Source organism: Paenarthrobacter sp. TAF1 (assembly GCF_052113825.1).
Classification (GTDB): domain Bacteria; phylum Actinomycetota; class Actinomycetes; order Actinomycetales; family Micrococcaceae; genus Arthrobacter; species Arthrobacter nicotinovorans.
Window position 1 is genome coordinate 317,646 of sequence record NZ_JBFRDO010000003.1, and the last position, 22,250, is coordinate 339,895.

24 protein-coding genes are annotated in these 22,250 nt (G+C 66.0%); 14 read left to right on the forward strand and 10 right to left on the reverse strand.

Annotated elements, in window-relative coordinates:
- The first annotated feature begins 68 nt into the window (after positions 1-68).
- The gene (locus tag AB4Y81_RS06055) at positions 69-914 is read left to right on the forward strand and encodes an HAD family hydrolase (protein ID WP_275777252.1); all 846 of its coding nucleotides are present in this window, start codon (positions 69-71) and stop codon (positions 912-914) included.
- A 10-nt stretch (positions 915-924) separates the two neighbouring features.
- Here AB4Y81_RS06055 and AB4Y81_RS06060 read toward each other — a convergent pair whose 3' ends face one another.
- Positions 925-1,665 (reverse strand): GAF and ANTAR domain-containing protein, encoded by a 741-nt coding sequence (locus tag AB4Y81_RS06060; protein ID WP_018778370.1) that lies wholly within the window; start codon positions 1,663-1,665, stop codon positions 925-927.
- A gap of 134 nt (positions 1,666-1,799) precedes the next feature.
- Here AB4Y81_RS06060 and AB4Y81_RS06065 point away from each other — a divergent pair, with 134 nt between their 5' ends.
- Positions 1,800-2,576, forward strand: a complete 777-nt coding sequence (locus AB4Y81_RS06065) for a sigma-70 family RNA polymerase sigma factor (protein WP_275777255.1) — start codon at positions 1,800-1,802, stop codon at positions 2,574-2,576.
- Positions 2,577-2,589: 13 nt separating this feature from the next.
- Here the strand turns inward: AB4Y81_RS06065 and AB4Y81_RS06070 are convergent, their stop codons facing one another.
- Entirely contained in the window at positions 2,590-3,552 is a 963-nt protein-coding gene (locus tag AB4Y81_RS06070) for a glycosyltransferase family 9 protein (RefSeq protein WP_441995516.1), read from the reverse strand.
- 86 nt (positions 3,553-3,638) lie between these two features.
- Here AB4Y81_RS06070 and AB4Y81_RS06075 point away from each other — a divergent pair, with 86 nt between their 5' ends.
- The 7 genes from AB4Y81_RS06075 to AB4Y81_RS06105 are packed head-to-tail and all read left to right on the forward strand — an operon-like array spanning position 3,639 to position 10,418.
- Positions 3,639-4,193 (forward strand): D-glycero-alpha-D-manno-heptose-1,7-bisphosphate 7-phosphatase, encoded by a 555-nt coding sequence (locus AB4Y81_RS06075; protein WP_018778367.1) that lies wholly within the window; start codon positions 3,639-3,641, stop codon positions 4,191-4,193.
- Positions 4,190-5,278, forward strand: coding sequence for a glycosyltransferase family 9 protein (locus AB4Y81_RS06080; protein ID WP_441995517.1), 1,089 nt, complete (start codon positions 4,190-4,192; stop codon positions 5,276-5,278). Before AB4Y81_RS06075 ends, AB4Y81_RS06080 begins: the two co-directional genes overlap by 4 nt.
- The gene (locus tag AB4Y81_RS06085) at positions 5,275-6,315 is read left to right on the forward strand and encodes a glycosyltransferase (RefSeq protein WP_441995518.1); all 1,041 of its coding nucleotides are present in this window, start codon (positions 5,275-5,277) and stop codon (positions 6,313-6,315) included. The genes AB4Y81_RS06080 and AB4Y81_RS06085 overlap by 4 nt, the downstream gene beginning before the upstream one ends.
- Positions 6,312-7,580 (forward strand): glycosyltransferase, encoded by a 1,269-nt coding sequence (locus AB4Y81_RS06090; protein WP_441995519.1) that lies wholly within the window; start codon positions 6,312-6,314, stop codon positions 7,578-7,580. The genes AB4Y81_RS06085 and AB4Y81_RS06090 overlap by 4 nt, the downstream gene beginning before the upstream one ends.
- 56 nt (positions 7,581-7,636) lie before the next feature.
- Entirely contained in the window at positions 7,637-8,269 is a 633-nt protein-coding gene (locus AB4Y81_RS06095; RefSeq protein WP_441995536.1) for a D-sedoheptulose-7-phosphate isomerase, read from the forward strand.
- Positions 8,266-9,693 (forward strand): PfkB family carbohydrate kinase, encoded by a 1,428-nt coding sequence (locus tag AB4Y81_RS06100; RefSeq protein WP_441995520.1) that lies wholly within the window; start codon positions 8,266-8,268, stop codon positions 9,691-9,693. Before AB4Y81_RS06095 ends, AB4Y81_RS06100 begins: the two co-directional genes overlap by 4 nt.
- Before the next feature lie 29 nt (positions 9,694-9,722).
- Entirely contained in the window at positions 9,723-10,418 is a 696-nt protein-coding gene (locus AB4Y81_RS06105; protein ID WP_441995521.1) for an SDR family oxidoreductase, read from the forward strand.
- Here AB4Y81_RS06105 and AB4Y81_RS06110 read toward each other — a convergent pair.
- Positions 10,384-11,550, reverse strand: a complete 1,167-nt coding sequence (locus tag AB4Y81_RS06110) for a glycosyltransferase family 9 protein (RefSeq protein WP_441995522.1) — start codon at positions 11,548-11,550, stop codon at positions 10,384-10,386. The two genes, AB4Y81_RS06105 and AB4Y81_RS06110, sit on opposite strands and share 35 nt — an antisense overlap.
- Before the next feature lie 111 nt (positions 11,551-11,661).
- On the opposite strand from AB4Y81_RS06110, the gene rfaE2 reads away from it, so the two are divergent.
- Both rfaE2 and AB4Y81_RS06120 read left to right on the forward strand, forming a co-directional pair.
- Positions 11,662-13,203, forward strand: coding sequence for a D-glycero-beta-D-manno-heptose 1-phosphate adenylyltransferase (rfaE2, locus tag AB4Y81_RS06115; RefSeq protein WP_079581983.1), 1,542 nt, complete (start codon positions 11,662-11,664; stop codon positions 13,201-13,203).
- 10 nt (positions 13,204-13,213) lie between these two features.
- Positions 13,214-14,248, forward strand: a complete 1,035-nt coding sequence (locus AB4Y81_RS06120) for an NAD-dependent epimerase/dehydratase family protein (protein ID WP_441995523.1) — start codon at positions 13,214-13,216, stop codon at positions 14,246-14,248.
- A 13-nt stretch (positions 14,249-14,261) separates the two neighbouring features.
- On the opposite strand, the gene AB4Y81_RS06125 is transcribed toward AB4Y81_RS06120, so the two are convergent.
- The gene (locus AB4Y81_RS06125; RefSeq protein WP_231949192.1) at positions 14,262-15,344 is read right to left on the reverse strand and encodes an FUSC family protein; all 1,083 of its coding nucleotides are present in this window, start codon (positions 15,342-15,344) and stop codon (positions 14,262-14,264) included.
- Between the two features lie 183 nt (positions 15,345-15,527).
- On the opposite strand from AB4Y81_RS06125, the gene AB4Y81_RS06130 reads away from it, so the two are divergent.
- Genes AB4Y81_RS06130 through AB4Y81_RS06140 form a run of 3 tightly spaced genes read left to right on the forward strand, consistent with a single transcriptional unit; the run spans position 15,528 to position 17,463 of the window.
- Positions 15,528-16,463, forward strand: coding sequence for a hypothetical protein (locus AB4Y81_RS06130; RefSeq protein WP_179128415.1), 936 nt, complete (start codon positions 15,528-15,530; stop codon positions 16,461-16,463).
- Positions 16,460-16,891: a phage holin family protein gene (locus tag AB4Y81_RS06135; protein ID WP_018778355.1), complete on the forward strand. Its 432-nt coding sequence runs from the start codon at positions 16,460-16,462 to the stop codon at positions 16,889-16,891. The genes AB4Y81_RS06130 and AB4Y81_RS06135 overlap by 4 nt, the downstream gene beginning before the upstream one ends.
- Positions 16,888-17,463 (forward strand): DUF3618 domain-containing protein, encoded by a 576-nt coding sequence (locus AB4Y81_RS06140; protein ID WP_018778354.1) that lies wholly within the window; start codon positions 16,888-16,890, stop codon positions 17,461-17,463. Before AB4Y81_RS06135 ends, AB4Y81_RS06140 begins: the two co-directional genes overlap by 4 nt.
- Before the next feature lie 81 nt (positions 17,464-17,544).
- Here AB4Y81_RS06140 and AB4Y81_RS06145 read toward each other — a convergent pair whose 3' ends face one another.
- The 6 genes from AB4Y81_RS06145 to AB4Y81_RS06170 all read right to left on the reverse strand — a co-directional run bounded on the left by AB4Y81_RS06145 (position 17,545) and on the right by AB4Y81_RS06170 (position 22,071).
- Positions 17,545-18,144, reverse strand: coding sequence for a hypothetical protein (locus tag AB4Y81_RS06145; RefSeq protein ID WP_018778353.1), 600 nt, complete (start codon positions 18,142-18,144; stop codon positions 17,545-17,547).
- A gap of 93 nt (positions 18,145-18,237) precedes the next feature.
- On the reverse strand, positions 18,238-18,888 hold the full coding sequence (locus AB4Y81_RS06150; protein WP_441995524.1) for a hypothetical protein: 651 nt from the start codon (positions 18,886-18,888) through the stop codon (positions 18,238-18,240).
- Entirely contained in the window at positions 18,860-19,495 is a 636-nt protein-coding gene (locus AB4Y81_RS06155) for a hypothetical protein (RefSeq protein WP_441995525.1), read from the reverse strand. Before AB4Y81_RS06155 ends, AB4Y81_RS06150 begins: the two co-directional genes overlap by 29 nt.
- Positions 19,496-19,541: 46 nt before the next feature.
- On the reverse strand, positions 19,542-20,348 hold the full coding sequence (locus AB4Y81_RS06160; protein WP_441995526.1) for a hypothetical protein: 807 nt from the start codon (positions 20,346-20,348) through the stop codon (positions 19,542-19,544).
- Complete coding sequence (locus tag AB4Y81_RS06165) at positions 20,345-21,358, reverse strand: hypothetical protein (protein WP_018778349.1); 1,014 nt, start codon at positions 21,356-21,358, stop codon at positions 20,345-20,347. Before AB4Y81_RS06165 ends, AB4Y81_RS06160 begins: the two co-directional genes overlap by 4 nt.
- Before the next feature lie 221 nt (positions 21,359-21,579).
- Complete coding sequence (locus AB4Y81_RS06170; RefSeq protein WP_039239147.1) at positions 21,580-22,071, reverse strand: inorganic diphosphatase; 492 nt, start codon at positions 22,069-22,071, stop codon at positions 21,580-21,582.
- Positions 22,072-22,250 lie beyond the last annotated feature (179 nt).

A 22,250-nucleotide genomic window follows, 5' to 3' on the forward strand; every position in this document is an offset into this window, starting at 1 on the left:
GCTCCGTTAACCGCCCGCTGTGGCGCCGGTCCTAGTTGAGTGTCGGCGGTGTCTGGTCTACTGGAAGCATGACTATTTTGACTGATACTCCAGTTGCTGGCATCGATGACCAGCCCAACGAAAACACCAAGCTCATGATCGCCCTGGACGTCGATGGCACCCTGGTTGACCATGACGGCCACATGACTCACGAGGTTCGCTCCGCTGCCCAGGCAGTGGTCGCCAAGGGGCACGACGTCATGATCGCCACCGGACGGTCCCTCAACGCGACGCTGCCGATCATCCAGCAGATCGGCATGGAGCGGGGCTATGCAGTGTGCTGCAACGGCGGCGTGACCCTCCGACTGGATCCCGCCTTGGAATCCGGTTACGAGATCATCCACAAAGCAACGTTCGACCCCGCCCCCGCCCTGAAGGCACTGCGGGAACGGCTGCCCAACGCCAAGTACGCCCTGGAGGACGAGGACGGCAACTTCCTTTCCACGGAGCGTTTCCAGGATGCCAGCTTCGGCGTGGAGTCCATCGGTGTCGATTTCCAGACGATGCTCGATGCCACAGCCGTCCGCGTAGTGGTGTTCAGCAGCGAGAACACTTCCGAGGAGTTCAACGAGGCCATCCGGCACATCGGGCTATCCGGTGTGACCTACTCCGTCGGCTGGACTGCCTGGCTGGATATTGCCGCTGAGGGCGTCACCAAGGCCAGCGCCCTGGAGGCCCTCCGCCGTCGGCTCGGCACGGACCAGGCCAACACGGTGGCCGTCGGGGACGGCCGCAACGACATCGAGATGCTCACCTGGGCCGGCCGCGGCATCGCCATGGGCCAGGCTCCCGATGAGGTGCTCGCCGTCGCCGACGAGGTCACCGCGTCAGTGCTCGACGACGGCGCGGCGCTGGTTTTGCGCGGCCTGCTGTAAGGATCCGTACTCACTGGAAGTACGTCTGAACCTGCCCGCCCCCGGCTGACTCGACGATTGCCTGTGCCACCACCCGGAGCTTGACGTTCCGGTTGCTCGAAGCCTTCTTGATCAGTTCGATCGCTTCTTCCTGGGTGCAGCGGTTCTGGGCGATGATGATGCCGGTCGCCACGTCGATCACGGTGCGGGATTCCATCGCGGCACGCAGGTTTGCCGCTGTTTGGCTGTGCTGTGCCAGCAGTATGGCCAGCTGAAGACCCTTGGAAGCCTGCACCACGTAGTCGTTGGCGCGCTGCACGGCCGCTGCGTCGAAGGCGTTGGGGCGGTCGGAATACAGGTTCAGGCCCGCCGTGGACGTGTCGTCCGGGAGCGGGAAGGGAACGGCCAACACTGAACGTACACCGTGGCCTGTGATGGCCTCGTTGTATTCCGGCCAGGTGTTGTCTTTTTCAAAGTCGGGTATGTGGACCTGGGTGCCCTCGCGGCAGGCGTGGAGGCAAGGTCCATCGGCGAACGCGTATTGAACCTCGTCGAGTCGCCGCGCACGTTCGCTGCTGCTGGCCACCGTGCCCGCGGTCCTCTGACGCATCAGCGTAATTCCGCAGTAGACCTCTGAATCGGAGTTGCTGAACATGCCGGCCGAGTGCCGTGCCAACTCCTCGAGGAACACTTCCACATCCGGGGTGTTGAGCAGCATGTCCTGGATATCGGCCAGGACCGTGCTCGGCGCTGCGAGCTGTGGTTCTTCCATGTAAATCTCCGATTCGGTGGACGCGGCTACCTTTTGAGCCTAACCCCGTTGAAAGCTAATAGTAAGTGTGCTTCTCTTTTTAAGGAGTCTTGCCGTGGGCTCACCACCCCAGCAGGTTTGAGGATTGAAGCCCCATGCGACAAATCCCACCGTCCGACGTCCTGACACGTCCCCCCGCCAATGCACCCGAAGGGAGCATCCGGCAAAGCTTCCAGGACAGCCTGGTCCTGGACCATCTCAATCTGGCCAAGTCCATTGCCGCCCGATACTCCGCCCACACCCATGACCTGGATGACGTCCGCCAGGTTGCCTACATGGGCCTGATCAAGGCGGCACGCGGCTACGACAAAGCCAAGGGCGTCAGCTTCCCGGCCTACGCAGCCCCAACAATTGCCGGCGAGGTGAAAAGGTACCTTCGCGACCATTGCTGGGTAGTGCGGCCACCGCGTCCCATCCAGGACGTGCGGCGCCAAGTGTTGGCCCGCACGGAAGAGATGACCCAAACCCTGCAGCGGACGCCGTCACCGCAAGATGTGGCAACGGACCTGAAGCTTGAGCCGGGCCTGGTGCAGGAAGCCCTGACGGCTGGAACCAGCAAGCGGCCCGATTCGCTGGATGCCCCCGCCGCGGAAGGCCGCGACGGACTTCACGGATCCTTGTCCGCCTTCGGCTGCCCGACAGACAGGCTCGAAGACGTTCTTGCGCTGCGGAACGCCATCCGCGGATTGAGTGCGGAAGACCGGCACCTGCTCTACCGGCGCTATTACCAGGAGGAAACGCAGTCCACCATCGCCGAAGCCCTGGGAATCTCGCAGATGCAGGTGTCACGGAAACTCTCAAGAGTTCTGGTTGCCCTCCAGAAGCAACTGCTGGACGACGAAGCCCAGCTCCGGAACGGGACGGCCCCCTGACCGCCGCCGTTGCCTAGCAGCCAAGACGCTCCACGGCGTCCAGGACGTCGCGGACGCTGACGGCCAACAGTGCGGGGTCGGGTTCGGCCGAGAAGACATCACCGCGGCGGAGTTCGACGGCGGTCAGCACCACGTGCGGTCCTGGCGGCGGTCCCCACTCCTCCGCTGGCGCCGGCCCGAAGAGGACCACGGAAGGGCGCTCGTAGGCGGATGCCAGGTGGGCTGCGCCGGTGTCGGCGGAAACCACCAGGCGCGCTTCTGCGATGGTTGCCGCGAATTCGGCGAGGCCCTGCTGCCCGGCCAGCAGGCCGTCGTCGAGGTTTGCTCCCTTGAGCCTTGCCAAAGCGGCCACCTCCTCCGCCCGGGCACGCTCCGAAGCGCCCCCTGTGAGGACGATGCGGTGCCCTGCAGCGGCGAGGTCGACAGCGACGTCGGCGAACCGTTCCACGGGCCACAACCTGCTCCCGTACGCGGCACCCACATGGATCACGGTGGCGCCGGGGCGTGGCGAGGAGACGGTGGGGCGGTTGAGGCGGTAGTCGAGGGGATCGGCGTCGATCCCATGCCAGGTGAGCAGGCGGGTCCAGCGTTCACGTTCCGGAATGCCGGTGATCCATGGAGGTCCGGCGATTCCGTCGGATGCGTGTGCAACAACGCGGTTGGCGGCCAGTTCCTGAATGCGGAGCCGGCTCTCCGCGCCGTTTCCGTGCAAGTTGACGGCCACATCCACCGAACCGTGCGGAAGGGTGAGAGGCTCGTCCAACCCTGGTGTTGGCAGGTGTTCAACACCGCCCACCAACTCCAAGGCCCCCCCGATCCAGGCCGGCCCGGCATACAAAATCCGGTGCTCCGGAAACGCCCGCCGCAAGCCCCGCAGCGCCGGAACCGCCACCAGGAGGTCGCCGAGTTTCAGGGCGCGCAGGGCAAGCAGCAGGGGTTGGTTCCGGTTCCCGTCACTGTCCAAAGCTATGTCCATAGAGGCCTCCCGCTGTGAGTCTAGCGGTACGAAACTTCTCACTGCCGCGTTGTTTAGCGTCAGGAGAACTGGGGAACGTTGCGGGTATGGGAGGAACCGGAACGTTGAAGGCGGTCCTGTTTGACCGCGATGGAACACTCGTTGTGGATGTGCCGTACAACGGCGATCCGCAGCTGGTGCGGCCCATGGCCGGCGCCCTGGAAGCACTGGACAGAGTCCGCGCGGCGGGCCTGGCCACCGGAGTGTTAAGCAACCAGTCAGGCGTGGCCCGCGGGCTGCTGACCCTGGACCAAGTGGCATCGGTGAACCGCCAGGTGGAGCAGCTGCTGGGCCCGTTCGACGTGTGGGAAATCTGCCCCCATGGACCGGAAGACGGCTGCGCATGCCGCAAGCCCGCTCCCGGAATGATCCTGGCCGCGTGCACCACTTTGGACATCGCGCCGGAAGAGATTGCCTTCATTGGCGATATCGGCTCCGACATCGAGGCTGCCACGGCTGCCGGCTCCCGTGGAGTGCTGGTGCCCACGCCTGTGACCCGGCAAGAGGAGATCGACGCTGCAGGGCTGGTGGCCATGGACCTGGGCCACGCCGTGGAACTGCTTCTCGCAGGGACGCCGGAAGAACAGGGCGCCCCTGCATGAGCCGCGTCCTGGTAGCCCGTTTGGACAGCATGGGTGACGTCCTTCTCTCAGGGCCCGCCCTGCGTGCTGTGGCGAACGGAAAACGTTCCGACGGCAGCCGGCCCAACGACGTCGTCCTCCTTTGCGGCCCGGAAGGGGCAGCCGCCGCAGGGATGCTGCCAGGGGCGACCCAGGTGCACACGTGGGCGTCGCCTTGGATAGTGAATCCGGCCCCACCCGTAACCGGGGAAATGACCAACCGACTCATTGATTTCGTCCGCAGCTCCCGCATCCAGGAGGCCGTGATCCTCACGTCCTTCCACCAATCTCCGCTCCCGCTGGCGTTGCTCCTGCGGCTCGCCGGGGTCACGAAAATCACCGGCGCATCCACGGACTACGCCGGCTCCCTCCTGGACGTCCGCCTGAAACCTGGCGAGGACTTCCCCGAAGACCAGCCGGAAACCGTGCGTGCCCTCACCATCGCCGAAGCCGGCGGCTACGTCCTGCCCAACGGTGACGACGGCAAACTGCGCATCACCCCGGGCCCGGACCATGAGGGATTGGCGGATGAACTGGCTGAAGCGGGACCCTACATCGTGGTCCACCCGGGCGCTGCGGCACCGGCCAGGGCCTGGCCTGCACTGCACCATGCGGCAACCGTGGAATTGCTCGAAGCCTACGGTCACCGTGTGGTGGTCACGGGCGGCCCCAGCGAAGCGTCTCTCACGGCAACGGTGGCCGGCCCTTCTGCCAGGAACCTCGGCGGCGGAACCAACCTCCGGACGCTGGCGGCGATACTGGCCGGGGCCGCCGTCGTAGTGACCGGAAATACCGGGCCCGCCCACCTGGCGGCAGCGGTTGGAACCCCGGTGGTGTGCTTGTTCGCGCCTGTGGTCCCGGCCATCCGTTGGGCTCCTTACGGCGTCCCCTTGGAGCTGCTGGGTGACCAGGACGCGGCCTGCAAGAACTCCCGTGCCCGCATTTGTCCCGTCCCCGGCCACCCATGCCTGAGCTCCGTAACCCCGGAACAGGTGGTCGAAGCGGTGGAAAGGCTCCTGGGAGGCATCTCCTCCCTGACCAGCCGGCGAAAGGTGTGGAAACCATGAGGATCCTGGTGTGGCACGTCCACGGCGGGTGGATGGAGGCTTTCGTCCGCGGCCGGCATAAATACCTGCTTCCGAAAACGTCCGACGGCGGCGCCTGGGGGTTGGGGCGCGGTGGCCGTGACTGGCCAGCCGCGGCTCAGGAAGTGGACCTGGCCGGACTCGATCCGGACAGTGTGGACGCAGTGGTCCTGCAACGCCCCGAGGAAATCGCGGCAGTGGCGCGGATTCTGGGACGCCGGCCGGGTGTCGATCTTCCAGCGGTGTACCTGGAACACAACACCCCCAAAGGCGACGTTCCGTTCACGCTGCATCCGTTGGCGGACCAGAGCAGCATACCGGTGGTCCACGTGACCTACTTCAACCAGCTTTTCTGGGACACGGGCTCGGCAAGCACCACGGTCATTGAACACGGCATCCCGGATCCTGGCCGTCTCTACACCGGCGAGCTGGAAGAAATGGGTGTGGTGGTCAACGAACCCGTCCGGCGCGGCCGCGTCACCGGAACGGACCTGCTCCCGGGATTCGCGGGCGTGGGGCCTTTGAGGGTCTTCGGAATGGGCGCCGAAGCACTGCCCCGGGAACTGGACCTGGAGAGCCTTGGGTTCGGCAACGACAGACTCCGGATCTCCGGAGACCTGCCCGCCCGGCAACTCCACGGGCAACTTGCCCGCTGCCGCCTCTACCTGCATCCCCTGCGGTGGACCTCGCTGGGCCTGGCGTTGCTGGAAGCCATGCACCTGGGCATGCCCGTACTGGCCCTGGCCACCACCGAAGCGGCCCGGGCGATACCGCGCGGAGCAGGCCTGGTCTCCAACGATGTCGGCGAACTCCAAAGGTTCGCAAAGCGGTTGCTGGATGACCCCGAGGACGCGTACGCGATGGGGATCGTCGCGAGGGAGGCTGCCTTGGAACGGTACGGTCTGGGCAAATTCCACCGGGCCTGGGACGAACTCCTGGCCGGGCTGCCCGCCGGCCGCTACACAGCCGCCAGCCATGACACCAGCGCCAGCCATGACACAGAGAGGACGCACCCATGAAAATCTCCATGGTTTCCGAACACGCCAGTCCGCTGGCTGCCCTGGGAGGCGTTGATGCCGGAGGACAGAACGTCCACGTTGCGGCACTGTCCTCGGCCATGGCCGACCGTGGCCATCAGGTCACGGTGTACACCAGGCGTGACGATCCCGGACTGCCCGCAAAGGTGCAGGTTGGTCCAGGACTCACCGTGGTCAACGTTGACGCGGGTCCGGCCAAAAGGGTTCCCAAGGACGAACTGCTGCCTTTCACGGGCGAGTTGGCGGACGGTATCTGCGCCGATTGGGCGGGCCAACTGCCGGACGTGGTCCATGCCCACTTCTGGATGTCCGGCCTCGCGGCAATTCAAGCATCGCGTCGGGCGGGAGCTGCCGATCCCGTGCCCGTGGTCCAGACCTTCCACGCGCTGGGCTCGGTCAAACGAAGGCACCAGGGGGCCGCAGACACCAGCCCGCCCGCCCGGCAGTGGCTGGAACCCTGGGTGGGCCGCACCGCTGACTGGGTGATCGCCACGTGCCCGGACGAGGTCTTCGAACTCAAAGCCCTGGGCATCAGCCGGTCAAAAATCTCCATCGCGCCCTGCGGCGTGGACCTCAACCTCTTCACAGGAACGTCCGACGCCGAGCCCAAGTCCCGCACGCACCGGATCCTGAGCGTGGGTCGCCTCGTGCAACGCAAGGGAGTGGACCTGATCATCCAGGCCCTGCCCCTGCTGGCCGAGGCCGGCTTCAACGACGTGGAGCTGCTTATTGTTGGTGGTTCCGGGGACGCCCTCAATCTCGAAGAGGATCCCGAAGCCCAACGGCTCAGGTCCTTGGCCAAAGAGCTCGGCGTTGAGGACAAGATGACCATGCGCGGCCAAGTGCCCCGTGGTTCCATGCCCGCGATTTTCCGCAGCGCGGATGCCGTGGTCTGCGCGCCCTGGTACGAGCCGTTCGGCATCGTTCCCCTCGAGGCAATGGCTTGCGGCGTGCCCGTGGTGGCTGCAGCGGTGGGCGGACTCCGGGAAACGGTCGTGGACCAGAAGACAGGACTGCATGTCCCGCCCAAGGATCCCGAAGCCCTTGCCGAAGCACTGGCCAGGTTGCTGGGAAACCCGGAGCTTCGTGCTGACATGGGCCGCGCCGGTGCCCGCCGGGCACGTTCCCGGTACTCCTGGGAACGCATCGCCGCGGACACCGAGAAAGCGTACAGATCTGTTCTGGCTGCCGGGTTGTCGCGGCAGGCCGATGAAGTCCTGGAACCACTGGAAGGAACGGCGCTGTGACCTTTGAAAGCCGTGTGACTACCGAGTCCGTGCTCCCGGGCCGCGTACCCGGTGCCATGCCGGCGCGTTGGGCCACCGATCCCGGCGATCCAACCCACAACACCGAAGTCACCCGGCACTTGGACAACGTCCTCCCCGCGTTGGAGTCCTTGCGCTCGCAATCGCACCGGCTGTCCGGGTGGGGAACGGAGCTGGCAGCCAGGCTGCTGTCCGGGCAGCGCCTTCTGGCGGCGGGCAACGGCGGATCAGCGGCGGAAGCCCAGCACTTCACGGCCGAATTGGTGGGCAGGTTCGACGACGAACGGGCGCCCTTCTCCGCGATCTCCCTCCACGCCGAGTCATCCGCGGTCACCGCACTGTCCAACGACTACGGCTATGAGGAAGTGTTCGCGCGCCAGGTCAGGGCCCACGGCCGGGCAGGTGACGTACTGATGCTTCTGTCCACCAGCGGACGCAGTCCCAACCTGCTCAAAGCTGTCCGTGCGGCGCGTGACCGCGGCATCGTTACCTGGGCCCTCACCGGCCCTGGCCCCAACCCGCTCGCCGACGCCTGCGACCAAGCCGTCACCGTGGACGCCATCGCAGCCAACGCGCAGGAAGGCCACCTCATCGCGGTCCACGCCGTGTGCCGGGCCTTTGACGCGGAGATCGCACGGCGTGCCGGCACTCAGGTGGGTGGCCGAGCATGAAGATCACGGTTGTTGGCGATCTGCTCCTGGATGTCGACATCAACGGTGCCGCCACCCGGCTGAGCCCCGACGCGCCGGTGCCGGTGGTCGACGTCGCGGACGTCCGGCGTCGGGCGGGTGGCGCAGGGCTGGTCGCCACCGTGCTGGCGCGCGACGGCTACGACGTCACGCTGGTCACCGCGCTGGCGGACGACGACGGTGCAAGCCACCTCAGGCGCGCACTGGCTGGTGTTTCCGTGCTCGCCGGAGCCCCGCTGGCTCCCACGCCCACCAAGACCCGGGTGCGGATCGGAACGCATCCGATGGTCCGGTTCGATCAAGGATGTTCACCGGCCCCCGTCCCGTCCAGCACCGGGGAGATGCTCGGAGCCATCGTGTCGGCGGACGCCGTGGTGGTGGCAGACTACGGGCGGGGAATCACCGCGAACCCGGCTATCCGGGCGTCGCTCGCGGAAGCTGCCCGGCATGTTCCGGTGGTGTGGGATCCGCACCCCGCCGGTTCGGTCCCCGTGGCGGGAGTGTCCGTGGTGACACCCAACTTCGCCGAAGCACTCGCCTTTGCCAAGGCCGCAGGCCTGGAGGGGAACCACCTTGGGGCCGAAGTTGCCGGGCGGTTCCTGCTGGACGCGTGGGGAAGCGCGTCCGTGCTGGTGACGAAGGGCGAGGACGGCGCCGTCCTGCTCGCGGCGGGCGCTCAGCCGCAGGGCATTCCGGCCCCGAAGACCCACGTCAGCGATCCCTGTGGTGCCGGCGACCGTCTTGCCGGGAGCCTCGCTGTTTACCTGGGCAAAGGACTGGGCCTGGCGGAAGCTGCCGCGCGGGCCGTGGGGGACGCTTCAGCATTCCTGGCCGCCGGCGGTGCGGCGGCGCTCGCAATGGTGGTGGACGAAACAGCGGTCCAGGTGGCGCCCGGGGCGGGACCCGTCGTCGAACCCAAGGGTCTGGAACTGGTGGATAGCGCCGACCTCCGCCAGGACGGAGTCCGCCTGGCCCGATCCACCCGCGAAGCCGGAGGCACCGTAGTGGCCACGGGTGGATGCTTCGACCTCCTCCACGCGGGCCACGCCCGGACGCTGGCAGCGGCGCGAAGCATGGGCGACTGCCTGATCGTGTGCCTGAACTCGGACGAATCCGTCCGGCGGCTCAAAGGCGCGCATCGGCCCATTGTCAGTGTGGAAGACCGTGCCGAGTTGCTGCTGGCGCTCGAATGCGTTGACGCCGTGGTGGTCTTTGACGAAGACACCCCCGAAGCCTGCCTCCGCGGAATCCGGCCCGATATCTGGGTCAAAGGTGGCGACTACACCCCCGAAGAATTGCCGGAAGCCCGCGTCCTTGAGGCGTGGGGAGGGCGCTGTGTCACAGTGCCCTTCCATCCGGCACGCTCCACCAGCGGCCTGGCTGCAGCCCTTGCCAAGGTCAGCTGACCATCAGCAGGATCAACGAAAGGAACCGCATGAACACGCAAACACCTGGACGCGTCATCGTCACCGGAGGCGGCTCCGGCCTTGGCGCTGCGATCGTTGAGGCCATCCGCGACGCCGGCGGCAGGCCGTTCGTCTTTGACCGGGATGTCAGCAACGTCTCGGGGGCCAAAGCCCTGGAAGTGGACGTCTCCGACCGGCAGGCCGTGGAATCGGCCGTCAAGGAAGTCGCCGAAAGCCTGGGTGGCCTGGACGGAGTGGTCACTGCCGCAGGGATCGACCGCTGCGGAAAGCTGGGCGACGTTCCGGCCGAGGAATGGGAAAAGGTCATCGGAGTCAACCTCCTGGGAACGGTCTCCGTAGTCCGGGCAGCCCTGCCGTACCTCAAGGGATCCCGCGGCCGGGTCATCACCATCGCCTCCACCCTTGGCCTTCGGGCACTGCCGGATGCCACCGCGTACTGCGCGTCAAAGTTCGGCGTGATCGGGTTCAGCCGCGCACTCGCGGCCGAAACCGGGGGAGTCATCGGGGTCACCACCATCATCCCGGGTGGCATGAAGACCCACTTCTTCGATGACCGCGACGAACAGTACAAGCCGCAGGACGACTCCAAGCTCAACGACCCCGCCAATGTGGCGCAGGCCGTGGTGTTCGCCCTCTCGCAGCCGTTCGGCAGCGAGGTCCGCGAACTCCTTATTTGCCCCGCAGAAGAAGGCTCGTGGCCGTAAGGTCCAGCACGTCCTGAACAACGTCGGCCACGGCGATGCCCCTGATGAGGGTGTCGTCGTGGCCGCAGTGCGGAGCCGTCCAGCCGACCTGGGTGATGTCCGCCCCGCAACGAGGGCAGCGAGTCACCCAGGACATGTGGACGCGGTGCATGGCCCGCCCGCGCGGGCCGGCATTGATGGCGTTGCCCAGCCAGAAGACCCCCACAGTGGGAGTGCCAAGTGCTTGTGCCAGGTGCCGTGGGCCGCTGTCGCTGGCCAGCATTACCGACGCCTCTGCCAGCAGGGCCGCCAGATCTCCGACGTCGAGCTCGCCGGCCACGGACGTCACGGCCTGCCGATGGGACTCCGTGAGCTGCCGCCGGGCCAGCCCGGCAACTTCCTGGGCCAACGCCTTTTCCGAGCTGTCGCCGACGACCAGCACCTGCGCCCCTTCCGCCGCGATGCCCGCCGCAGCTTCGGCAAAGTTCGACGCCGGCCACCGCCTTCGCGGATCGGTGGCACCCGGGTGGACCACCACCAGCGATGACCGCAGAGGGTCCCTTAACCCGGCAATGTTCTGCCGGTGCCCGTGCTTGGGAAGCAGGACAGCGGGGACACCGCCGGGTGCCCCGGCCAGGCCGGCTACTTCCAGCCAGCGCTCCGGTTCGTTCTGGTAGTAGACGTAGTCCAGGTTCCGCTCCAGATGTTCGGCGTCCTTGGTGCGCGTTCCGGCCGTGTGCCGCGCCCCCAGCCGGAGCAGGAAGGGGTTGGAAAACCGGCCACCACCGTGCATCTGGAGCGCAAGGTCGAACTCCCTGGCCCGCATCGCCTCAAAGAAGGCTTCCTGGGCGGCCGTGTCCTCAGCATCGTCCTCGAAGTGCTCGCCGTTGCGGGGACCGTCGTGGACGCCGCGCGCCACCGGAAGCAATTCGACGTCGTCTACCGGACCGTCCGTAGCGGCGGCCAGGGCTGCGTGCGCGGGCGTGCCCAGCAGCGTGACGGTGGCCTGCGGATAGGCGCTTTTCAGTGCATTCAGGGCGGGGTAGGTGTAGATCAAATCGCCCAGTCCGCCGCCCCTGAGCACCGCGATCCGCTGGACTCCACGGAACTTTTCCAGCACGGGCCCCATTCCGGGACACAAACGAACATCCATGAGCGGTTTCTTTCTTCAAGGTAGCGAAAACTCCCGGGTCCGGCGTGTGAAGCGCGTGCCGCGGGGTACCTGTCGGGAACAGGAACATGCCGTTCTACCGGAAGGTACCCCATGGCACGCCTATCCAATCAAGAAGGCCTGGCTGACTGGTTGCCGGGCCGTTTGGCCGAGGAACGCCCTGTCGTGACGGTCATCGGCGACTCCATCCTTGACGGTTGGTGGGAGGGAACCATCGAAAGGTTCTGCCGCGAAGCCCCCGCTCCCGTAGTCCAGGTCCAGCGCCGCGACTTCGCTCCCGGCGGTGCTGCCAACACCGCGATGAACCTCGCAGCCTTGGGCGCCGAGGTGCGCTTCGTGTCGTTGATCGGCGAGGACGCTGCCGGGGCAACACTGGCCGCCGCCCTCGAAGCAGCAGGAGTCGACGTTTCCCATCTGGTCCGGCACCCTGCCATGACCACCACTACCAAGTTCCGGGTGAGCAGCGCCGGGCAAGTGATGTTGCGGCTGGACGATGCCGCCACGGAAATTCCCGACGCGGGCCGTGGGGAAATGGCCGCCGCAGTGCCGGAGGCCCTTCGTGGCTCCGCTGCCGTGGTGCTGTGCGACTACGGCGCAGGGGCACTGGAAGGCCCGGTGCGCAGTGCGATCCTGGATCACTTGGCCCCCGGCGTTGACGGCGGTGTGCCGGAGCCCCGGCAGGACACGCTTGTTGTGGTGGATGCCCACATCCCAGCCGACTGGGCCGGACTCAGACCGGACCTGGCTACCCCCAACGCCCAGGAAGCAGCAAGGCTGATCGGTGCGGAATTCCCGGGCGGTGCCGCCCGGTGCCCCTTCGTGGAAGCGCATACGGACCAGCTCCTTCGCGCCTCTGGTGCGGCCGCCGTCGTCGTGACCCTGGACCGGGAGGGGACGCTGACCATCCGTCCGGACAGCACGCCAACGGAACCGGCGACGCACCGGACCTGGGCCCGGCCGCAGGCGGAGAAGCAGGCCTCCGGAGCCGGCGACACGTTCGTCGCCGCCCTGACCCTGGCCCGGGCGGCAGGCTTGCCCCTGACCACCAGTGTGGATCTGGCACAAGCGGCCGCCGACGTCGTGGTCCACAGGCCGGGAACCTCTGTCTGCACCACCAGCGAACTCACCAAACACCTCAGCGGCTTCGCGGACACGGCGTTGACGGACACAGAGCTGGCTGCGCACATCCAGGAGCACCGCAGGGAGGGACGCAGGATAGTGCTCACCAACGGCTGCTTCGATGTCCTCCACCGCGGCCATACCCGCTACCTGAACCAGGCCAAGCAGCTGGGCGACGTGCTGGTGGTGGCACTGAACAGCGACTCCTCAGTACGGCAACTCAAAGGTCCCGACCGCCCGGTCAACCACGAAGCCGACCGGGCCGCCGTCATCGCCGCCCTGAGCTGCGTCGACCATGTGACTATTTTCGATACCCCCACGCCGATCCCGCTCATCGAACTCCTGCAGCCCGATGTCTACGCGAAAGGCGGGGACTACACCCCGGAAATGCTCCAGGAGACGGAAGCCGTGGAAAGCTACGGCGGCACGGTGACCATCCTGGACTACGTGCCCGAGCATTCCACCACAGCGGTGCTCGAACGCATCCGCTCAAGCGGCGAGAACCAGGAAGGCTGAGGAACCACGCATGCGCATTGCGATCATCGGAGCCACCGGACACGGCGGAACGGAACTGCTCAAACGGCTGCAGAAGGCGCGTTCCGAAGAGGGCGGGGACCTGGAACTTGTGGGCGTGGTACGCCGGGAACCGGATCCGGATGCCGCCCCCTACCACGGGGTGGAGTGGCACACCCTGGACATCGGCTCGCCCACGGACCAACCGGCACTCGAAACTGCCCTCGCCGGGGCCGACGCCGTGGTTCATCTGGCCTGGCTCATCCAGCCCAACCACGACAGGGAACTGCTGCGACGCACCAACGTGGAGGGCACGGCCAACGTCCTGGCAGCCGCGCGCAAAGCCGGGGTGGGGCACTTTGTCTGCGCTTCCTCCGTGGGAGCCTACTCGCCGGCGCCGAAGGACCAACGCACCAAGGAAGGCTGGCCCACTGGCGGTATCCGCAGCTCGCACTACAGCGCGGACAAAGCGGAGCAGGAACGCCTCCTGGACGAGTTCGCCAAAGAGAACCCGGACATTGTGGTGGCCCGCCTCCGCCCGGCTTTGATGTTCAGCTCCGGAGGCGGAAGCGAAGTGGGCCGCTACTTCCTCGGCCGGCTCCTGCCCCGGCTGGTTCCGCGTAAGCCATGGCTCCCGGTGCTGGCCCTACCCAAAGAGTTGGTGTTCCAGGCCGTACACACGGCGGACGCCGCGGATGCGTACTGGCGGGTGTTGCAGCACAAGGCCGAGGGCGCCTACAACATTGCCGCCGAACCGGTGATCGACCCCAACGCGCTCGCATGGATCTTCAAGGCCAGGCGTTTGCTGCCGTTCCCGCTCGCGGTGCTTCGCGCCGTCGTCGAGGCCACGTGGCGTTTGCGCCTGCAGGTGACCGACGGCGGCTGGGTGGACATGGCGGCCAACGCGCCCATCATGGATTGTTCCCGTGCGCACAGCCTGCTGGGCTGGTCGCCGAAGCATTCTTCGCTGGAGTCCCTGGCAGAGATGCTGGAGGGAATCGGAGCGGGCAAGGGCCGGTCGGGTTCGCCGCCACTGAGGCCGCGCTGAGGTAGATCCAGGCCTATTCCGACGACAGCACCACGGTCAGGATCCGGCGCAGGCTCATGGCCACGGAAGCCGGTGCGTTCACGGGTGCCTGGCCCGCCGCAGCCTCGGCCACGGCGTTGCTCAGGGCGGTGATGCTGTCCTTCGCCTCAGCCATGCGTCTGGTCAGTTCGCCGGATTCCCCGTCACGCCAGTGGTCCACGACGGAGGCCGCGGCTTCCAATGACTCCGAAAGGTAGCCCACCACAGCGTCCGGGATGACTGTTCCGGCGCCTTCTTCCCAGATGGCACTTGCCAGGACGTCGGTGATGTCCTGGACGTGGAAAGTGAGCCGTTCGAGGGTCCGCAAACCTGAGAGATCGGCCGGTAGGCGGGTCGCACGACGCCGGGACCTGGGATTCGCTTTGGCGCTCAGCTCCGCTTGGTGCACCGCTGTCCGCACCGCGGCCGCAGTGAGGGACAGTTCGTCGCTGCGGCTCGCCCATGCTTCGTGGTTGGGCGGCCAGGACTCCTCCATGGCCTTCGCCATGTCTTTGAGCTGCCGTGAAAGTGCTTCCTGGTGGCCGGCGATCGCGGGGTCGATGTCGTCCAGGTGCAGGGGCGGAACCACCAGCCAGTTGACGGCGAACCCGACGGCGACGCCCAATGCCATCTGCAGGACGTACGCGAAGGAGAACCCCTCCGTGTTCGAGTCGCCCAACACCAGGACGAACAACGCAGCCATGGGAATCCACTCAGAGGCACTTCCCAGCCGGGGCAGGCCGCCGATCAGCACGCCAAGTCCCACGACCAAGGCGACGGCAAAGGCCGTTGGTGCGGTGACCGTGGTGATGGCGAAGGCCATGCCGATACCCAGCACCAGGCCGGCCAGGCTCTGGAGTCCGTGCTTGGCGGAGTCCGCCACGGTGGGGTGCATGCTGACCAAGGCACCCAGGGGCGCGTAGTACGGGTATTCAGCGGCGGGGCCGGGCATGAAGGGGGCGATGTACCAGGCCAATCCAGCAGCGATGGCTGTTTTGGCGGCGAACAGGAGTCGATGGCGTGTGACGGTTTTACGCAGCGCGGGAATCAGCCGTCGCCTGGAGGGCATGGGGCTCATCAATCCAACGGTCGCAGGTATGTGCCCTGGTGTCGAGCGGAAAGCGCTGAACGTGAGCGGAACCATGATTACTGGATTCATGTGATTAGAACCACGGCATCCGGGTACACACCCATTGATAGTAATGATGCTTACTATTCCGGCTGCTGTCCGCAGCCTGCCAACTGTGGAAAGAGAGCAACAATGACTGAGCGCCAATCGCCGCAGGACGGAAGCTTCGCGGCGCCGAGAGGCGGAGCCCACGCAGGGACCGAGCCTTTTTCCGGAAGCTACCTGGACTCGCCGGACGTTGAAACCGATGCCACGTTAACAACTGGTTCCGCAGGTTCCGGTACCGGATCTGCGGATTCCGGCACCGTTGAAACTGCCAAGCAAGAGGCCGCGGGTGTGGCCGGAGCCGTCGGTGACGCGGCCAGCGGAGTGGTGGACACCGCCAAAACCGAGGCCGGCCACGTAGCCCGTGAGGTCAAGGTGAACGCCCGCCAGCTGCTCACCCAGACCAAGGGTGAGCTTGCCGATCAGGCCCAGGTCCAGCAGCAGCGCGTTGCCGAAGGGCTGCGCTCCATCTCTGACGAACTGTCGACCATGGCAAATTCCACCCAGGACGGCGGCGTTGCCACGGATCTCGTCCAACAGGCTGCCCAGCGGTCTTCATCCGTTGCGCAGTGGCTGGAAGGCCGCGATCCCGGTTCGCTGCTCGACGAGGTCAAGGGCTTCGCCCGCCGCAAGCCAGGGACGTTCCTCCTGTTGGCCGCCGGAGCCGGTGTCCTTGCAGGTCGACTGGGCCGTGGCATGGCCGGTAACGCCTCCGATGCCGCCTCGGCGCAAAGCACGACGCCGGCAACCACCCCCCGCGCGGAGTACTATCCCTCTTCCGGCGGAGCGGTAACGCCTCCGGCCGTGGATCTGCCCGGACCGCAGGCAACCACTGCAGGATACGGCTCGGCAACCACCGTGGGAACTCCCGGAACGCCTGGGTACGACGCCGGAACCACCGGAGGCTTCGAAGGCTCCACGCTCCCGTACCCGGAGACCGAAGCCGGTGGGATCAAGGCCCAGGGCGATCCGCTCGCGGGCCCGCTTGATCCGGACAACCCCCAGTACGGAGGTAACCGATGAGCAGTCCCACCGATTTGCCCCCCACCGCGGCCCACGAGAAGGCGGAAAACCTGCCACTCGGCGAGCTGCTGGGCGACCTGACGCGTGACGTTTCGACGTTGATGCGCCAGGAAGTGGAGCTGGCCAAGGTGGAACTCAAGGAGTCCGCCACCAAGGCAGGGAAGGGCGCCGGACTGCTGGGCGGAGCTGCCTACGCCGGCCACATCACGGTGCTGTTCCTGTCCATAGCCCTCTGGTGGGCCTTGGGCCAGCTCGTTGGACTCGGGTGGTCCGCCGTCATCGTCGCGGTCATCTGGGGAATCGTCGCTGCGGTCCTGGCGGTCAAGGGCCGCAAGGAACTGAACACCATCAAAGGCATGCCCCGGACCGCTGAGACGGTCAAGGAAATACCACCCGCTTTGAAACCCAACACTGAGGAGACACGATGACGCAGAACCCCGACGCCCTGCGCGCGGACATTGAAGAAACGCGCCGCCGGCTCAGCACCAACGTTGATGCCGTGGCTGACAAAGTCACGCCTTCACACATCGTCAACCGCCGGGTGGACAAGATCAAGACAGCTGTTTTCGGCGCCCGCGACGACGTCCAGGACCGGGCAAGCACCGCCGCCCACCAAGCACAGGACACTGTGTCCGGAGTCGTTTCGGATATCGGCGATGCCCCACAGGCCATCACCCGCAAGGCCCAGGGCAGCCCTGTCGCCGCAGGGCTGATTGCTTTCGGCGCCGGCCTTCTGGTCTCCTCGCTGTTCCCGGCCTCTGAAAAGGAGCGCGAAGCAGCGCAGGCAGTCAAGGAAGCAGCCCAGCCGCTGACCGATGAGCTGAGCCACGCGGCACAGGAAGTCGCGGAGCACCTTCGCGAGCCCGCCCAGGACGCCATGCAGAACGTCAAGGACAGCGCCACGGAAGCTGCTGCCAACGTCAAGGATGAAGGCCAGGCTGCGGCCGCCGACGTCCAGGACCGGGCAGAGACAGCCAAGGACAACGTCAGCAACCAGTAAGCCGGCCTGCCAACCCGGGAAGGGGACAGCAAACACCGCAGTGCATCCTCATTGCGACGTAAGTTGTCCCCTTCCCGGGTGTCAGCGCACTTCGAGGATCATTTGCAACAGCCGCGCAGCAGCCGGGCGTGCTGCGTGCTCTTCGGCCCATTGCGCGCGGGCCAGTGCCTTGCTCACAGCCTGCGTAGTGATACCCAGTTCCTGGGCAACGGCTTTTTGCTGGCCCCGGACTCCGGGCGTCAGCAGGTCCAGCACCCGCCACTCCGCAGCGCTGCGGTGTTGAACAATGTGGCCAAGAAGCCGCAGTACGGCTTCTGCTTCGGAAGCCAGAGCGGCCAGAGGGCCGTCCACCGCGACGGGTATCCGCTCCTTGCTGGACCGGAGCCTGTCCACGGCCCGCCTGGCATATACCAGCCCGTGGCCTGAGGCGTCTTTCACCAGGTTGGGCAGCGGCTCATTGATGGGGCCAACACCAATTCCCACATACCACTGGCCGGTCCGGAGCGCGATCAAGGCGGTCTCTACGGCCTGGTGGCTGGATTCCACGATGCCCTGTACCTCATCCTCAACCGAGCGGTCGAAATCCAGGCGGGCAGGAATGTGCCGCAGGTCCTTGAGCAACTGCGGCACAAGATCGCCGTCGCGGCGGCTGTCGCGCTGGTTGATGGTGAGAGTGAACATAGTGGATCACATGCTACCGGCTGGTAGCAGCTCTGCAAGGGCACAATTCCCCTGTTACTTGCTTCGTGACGGGCTCCGCGAACGTCAGGCGGCTCAGTCCAGGGCGGTGGGTCCAGTCAGTACGACGGCGGGCAGCGCACCTGCCGCTGGACGGCCGGCGCCGGGTGTGCCGGAGTCCCGCATGGCTCCTTGGATGGCCTTCACCAGCGGGGCCGGATCCTCGTTCGCGGCGAAGACCCAGAACGTATCGCGGGCCTGGAACACTACTGCGTTTCTGCCGCCCGCACCCAGCGAGACCTTGTTCCTTGCCACCAGGCGCCTGTCCGGATCAGTGTTGTCGGCGGTAGTCACGGCCTTGAGCGTTCCGGGCGCGATCGCGTTCCAAGGAAACACCAGCAGGGTGCTCTTTTGCGAGTACTTGGCCACGATTCCCCCGTCAAAGACCAGGAGTTTCCGGAAACTGCCCAGCAGGGTCATGGACCACAGCACCAAACCGGTGAGGGTGCTGGCGGCAATAAAGAGCAGGGGATCACCGAAATGTCCGGCCTCCCGGGTGGAGCGGAGCGGGCTGACGAACTCGGCGATGGTTCCAAAGAGGAAGCCAACCAGCAGGCAGGGAATCAGCGCCTTCCAGTAGATGCGCCGCGAAGAAGCGACATACCGGAGTCGCCCCAGCCCGGGTCCAAGCCGGCGCTCAACACGTCGTACCAGCCAGTTACGGCCGCGCATCCGGGCGCTGGCCATAGAGGTTGGGCAGGTTTTGCTGTTGTGCCGAGGCCGCTTGCTCCGCGGCAACGGCTTTGGGATCCGGGACCGGCTGCTGGCCTTTGGCGATGCCGGAGCGCCGGTCCATGGCAGCAAACTTGGGATCCCAGGTGTCATCTCCGCCGCCGCTGAGTGCAGCAGCGATAACCATCACCACGAAGAAGGGGAAGAACGACCAGCAGATGGCGCGCCATCCGCCCAACCAGGCACCCGCCGTCGTGCCGTTCTTGATCCGCACCGAGCGCATGCCTGCAGCGGCGTCACCGACGCTGCCCACAGTTCCCCAGATCATGCCGTAGATGAACAGACCCACGAACCACAGGACGACGTACAGGGTCAGCCAGAAGCCGTCATTGAACCCGAGCGTCGATCCGTTGTTCATCATGGACTCACGGACCACTGCGGCGATGGCTGCCAGGATGACGTAGCCCACCAGGAACACGACGGCATCCAGCACGCGGCCCCAAAAGTGGGCTGCTCCGGATGTCTTGACGAAGTACGCGCCCGTGTCGGGGTGGCGGCGTACGGCACGTCCGGTGAGGGGGTCCACCATGCGGGTTGCGGTTGTGGGCTTCGTAGCGCTCATGAGGGGCTTTCGGTTCGACGGCGGGTTGCGGCTTGGTTGCGGGAGATCAGGCCAGCCCGGCAAGTCCGCCCAGGACGCGGGCCAGGGACGGGGCCGATGTTTCCTTCAGTTCGAAGGGAACGCCCTCGCCCTGCTCCGGAAGGCCGGGTTCCTGCGAGCCCTCCACGCGAGGCGTCAGGACGTGGACGCCGGACGGGCCGGTGTAAACGGTGACGGTAGGAAATTCATTGGTGTCGGAGTTGAACGCAACAACGTTGCTTGCGGCCTGCGTATCGGCCAGGGCCGTGGCGGCATGGGCTTCGAACTGGGCTTCCGTGTACACCGCAGGGTCCGAGTCGCGGGCGGCGGCGTGCTCGGGATCCACGAATTCGGCGAGGCGCGGTACCAGTTGATCCCGGGTGACAACGGTGAAGCCGTGAAGGCCGCCTTCGTCCACTTCCTCCAGCAGGACGCCCTCGTCGTGGACGTAGCCGTACAGCCAGCGCTTGCCGGTGGAGACGGTCCGTTCAACGGAAACAACGTTGCTGCCGCTGCGGCGAAGGGTCAGGGCGCCGGTGATTTCCTCCGTGGCGTGCAAACGGGAGGGTTCCGTTTCGCCTTCAAAGATCACCGGGTATACGAGTTCCTTGGCGAGCAGCCCGCGCAAGGCCACGGCGCACATGATGTCCTTGTTGGCGTCCTGGGCTGAAAGCCACGGCAATGCCACCAGTTGCTCGTGCTGGACGCCGTCCAGTGCCACAACTTCCTCATCGGTCAGCGTGGGCAGGGGCGCTCCGATGGCGCTGGCTGATGCCAGGACCTTGGCTGCGGCCTGGACATCCCGTTCGGTCCAATTCATGGTGCTCGTTGTCATCCGAATATCCCTCCGACAAAGTTTCCGACCGACTTGGCGGCATTACTGACTCCGTCTGCCACCTTACTGCCTACATCCTTGGCGAAATTGCCCACTTCCTTGGCGCCGTCGGCAATGTAACTGCCGGGGTTGCGGGCAAAGTTGGAGATGGAATCCCAATTGTCAGCCACCAGGTTGCCCAGCGCCCACGCTCCGGCAACCAGCCCGGCGCCAATGACGATCGGCGCACCGATGGGACCCAGAAGGGCCGCGCCGCCGGCCGTCATGAGCATGATGCTGCCCACGCCGCCCACCACGGACAGCCCGCCGGCAACCCTGTCGCCGGTTCCGCGCCAACCGTCGTGCTGGGGGCTGATCATGTCGCTGATGCCGCCCACGATGTTCAGTGGTGCAGCGACAGCTCCGGCGATCCGGAGCCCCTTGGAGAACTTGCTCGCCTCTTGGAATGCCGTGCTGTACGGGATGTTGGCTTTGAGGTCGGTGATGACGTCCGTGACCTTTTCGCCGTTGCGCAGCGCGGTGATGCCGTCCCGCAGCACGCTGCCGCCGGCGCGCCAGTTGGTCAGGATCTCTTTGGTCTGCCCGTACCGCAGGTGCCGGGGGATGACGTTTCCGGCGGCGTCCGGCTTGACCGGAAGGAGGTACTTGAAGGCCGTCCACAGCGGAGCAGCCACACCTTTGGCGCCCATGGCGGTGTCGTAGACATCCTTGAGGACGCCCACCGACGTGCCCGAGCCGTCATTGTGGCTGGCGAATTCCTGCTGGTTGGCGTGCTTCTTCAGCTGGCTCGCGTTTTCCCGGAGCATGTTGGCGGCCTTGACCAGACTCTGCCGGTGCTGGCTGTTCCAGTCACCCTTGAAGACCGTGGCGTCGCGGCCTTGCCAGGCTGTCGTGGAATTGATCGCGTTGGACAGTTGCGTGCTTTGCAGGCTGATGGCGTCGGCGGCTTTGCCCATCACACCCGCCAGACTGCGAAGCTGCGCGATATCCGCGCCGTAAAACCCAGCCATATGGAACCCCCTGTGTGCAAGCATCGAAAAGTCTCGTCCCAGCCTAGGGGGCCGGCCAAGCTCCCGCGATGGGTAGTCATGCCCATCAAAGCAACGCGGGGTCACTTATGGCCCATGTTCGACTCCCGAATGGGCCATAAGTGACCCCGCGTTGCTTTAAAAGCACGACGGCGGTTGGTGGGGTTCCAGAGGAACTCCGCCAACCGCCGTCGTGGTCTGCGTTAGTGGCCTGCGGCCGGAACGTAGCGCTTGATGGAGGCTTCCAGCTCGGCTTCGGCGGCGGCGCGGTCGCCCCAACCCTCGGCCTTGACCCACTTGCCGGGCTCCAGGTCCTTGTAGCGGGTGAAGAAGTGCTCGATTTCCTTGATCAGGAATTCGCTGACGTCGCTGACTTCCTGGATGTGGTCGAAGCGGGCGTCAACGGGAACGCAAAGGACCTTGGCATCTCCGCCGCCGTCGTCGGTCATGTTGAAGACGCCGATGGGGCGGGATTCAACGATGACGCCCGGGTGGAGGTCGAAGTCCTGCAGGAGCACCAGTGCGTCCAGCGGGTCGCCGTCCTCGCCCAGGGTGTTCTCGAAGAAACCGTAGTGCGTGGGGTACTGCATGGAGGTGAACAGGACGCGGTCCAGGCGGACACGGCCGGTTTCGTGGTCAACTTCGTACTTGACGCGCGATCCCTTGGGGATCTCGATGGTCACGTCGTGCTTCATGGAATGCTCCTTGACGGGTGAGGGTGGGGCGTTGCTCCGCCGAAGCGGCCGCCACGGGTGACGGTGCCTCAGGCAGGCTGCTTAGCCCGGGGCTGGCGGCAGGCAAAAGTACAGCCGGTGCCGCCGACTACTATTGAGGATATAGCGAGAGGCCCGGGTTTCTTGAACCGGCGGGGACA

Bases quoted from the DNA above. Each gene is read 5' to 3' on its own strand.
- AB4Y81_RS06085 (WP_441995518.1), top strand. From the start codon at position 5,275: ATGAGGATCCTGGTGTGGCACGTCCACGGCGGGTGGATGGAGGCTTTC.
- AB4Y81_RS06130 (WP_179128415.1), top strand. From the start codon at position 15,528: ATGACTGAGCGCCAATCGCCGCAGGACGGAAGCTTCGCGGCGCCGAGA.
- AB4Y81_RS06120 (WP_441995523.1), top strand. From the start codon at position 13,214: ATGCGCATTGCGATCATCGGAGCCACCGGACACGGCGGAACGGAACTG.
- AB4Y81_RS06155 (WP_441995525.1), bottom strand. From the start codon at position 19,495: ATGAGCGCTACGAAGCCCACAACCGCAACCCGCATGGTGGACCCCCTC.
- AB4Y81_RS06080 (WP_441995517.1), top strand. From the start codon at position 4,190: ATGAGCCGCGTCCTGGTAGCCCGTTTGGACAGCATGGGTGACGTCCTT.
- AB4Y81_RS06135 (WP_018778355.1), top strand. From the start codon at position 16,460: ATGAGCAGTCCCACCGATTTGCCCCCCACCGCGGCCCACGAGAAGGCG.
- AB4Y81_RS06065 (WP_275777255.1), top strand. From the start codon at position 1,800: ATGCGACAAATCCCACCGTCCGACGTCCTGACACGTCCCCCCGCCAAT.
- AB4Y81_RS06160 (WP_441995526.1), bottom strand. From the start codon at position 20,348: ATGACAACGAGCACCATGAATTGGACCGAACGGGATGTCCAGGCCGCA.
- AB4Y81_RS06165 (WP_018778349.1), bottom strand. From the start codon at position 21,358: ATGGCTGGGTTTTACGGCGCGGATATCGCGCAGCTTCGCAGTCTGGCG.
- AB4Y81_RS06100 (WP_441995520.1), top strand. From the start codon at position 8,266: ATGAAGATCACGGTTGTTGGCGATCTGCTCCTGGATGTCGACATCAAC.
- AB4Y81_RS06095 (WP_441995536.1), top strand. From the start codon at position 7,637: ATGCCGGCGCGTTGGGCCACCGATCCCGGCGATCCAACCCACAACACC.
- AB4Y81_RS06055 (WP_275777252.1), top strand. From the start codon at position 69: ATGACTATTTTGACTGATACTCCAGTTGCTGGCATCGATGACCAGCCC.
- AB4Y81_RS06075 (WP_018778367.1), top strand. From the start codon at position 3,639: ATGGGAGGAACCGGAACGTTGAAGGCGGTCCTGTTTGACCGCGATGGA.
- rfaE2 (WP_079581983.1), top strand. From the start codon at position 11,662: ATGGCACGCCTATCCAATCAAGAAGGCCTGGCTGACTGGTTGCCGGGC.
- AB4Y81_RS06070 (WP_441995516.1), bottom strand. From the start codon at position 3,552: ATGGACATAGCTTTGGACAGTGACGGGAACCGGAACCAACCCCTGCTG.
- AB4Y81_RS06145 (WP_018778353.1), bottom strand. From the start codon at position 18,144: ATGTTCACTCTCACCATCAACCAGCGCGACAGCCGCCGCGACGGCGAT.
- AB4Y81_RS06110 (WP_441995522.1), bottom strand. From the start codon at position 11,550: ATGGATGTTCGTTTGTGTCCCGGAATGGGGCCCGTGCTGGAAAAGTTC.
- AB4Y81_RS06150 (WP_441995524.1), bottom strand. From the start codon at position 18,888: ATGGCCAGCGCCCGGATGCGCGGCCGTAACTGGCTGGTACGACGTGTT.
- AB4Y81_RS06060 (WP_018778370.1), bottom strand. From the start codon at position 1,665: ATGGAAGAACCACAGCTCGCAGCGCCGAGCACGGTCCTGGCCGATATC.
- AB4Y81_RS06090 (WP_441995519.1), top strand. From the start codon at position 6,312: ATGAAAATCTCCATGGTTTCCGAACACGCCAGTCCGCTGGCTGCCCTG.
- AB4Y81_RS06125 (WP_231949192.1), bottom strand. From the start codon at position 15,344: ATGAGCCCCATGCCCTCCAGGCGACGGCTGATTCCCGCGCTGCGTAAA.
- AB4Y81_RS06140 (WP_018778354.1), top strand. From the start codon at position 16,888: ATGACGCAGAACCCCGACGCCCTGCGCGCGGACATTGAAGAAACGCGC.
- AB4Y81_RS06105 (WP_441995521.1), top strand. From the start codon at position 9,723: ATGAACACGCAAACACCTGGACGCGTCATCGTCACCGGAGGCGGCTCC.
- AB4Y81_RS06170 (WP_039239147.1), bottom strand. From the start codon at position 22,071: ATGAAGCACGACGTGACCATCGAGATCCCCAAGGGATCGCGCGTCAAG.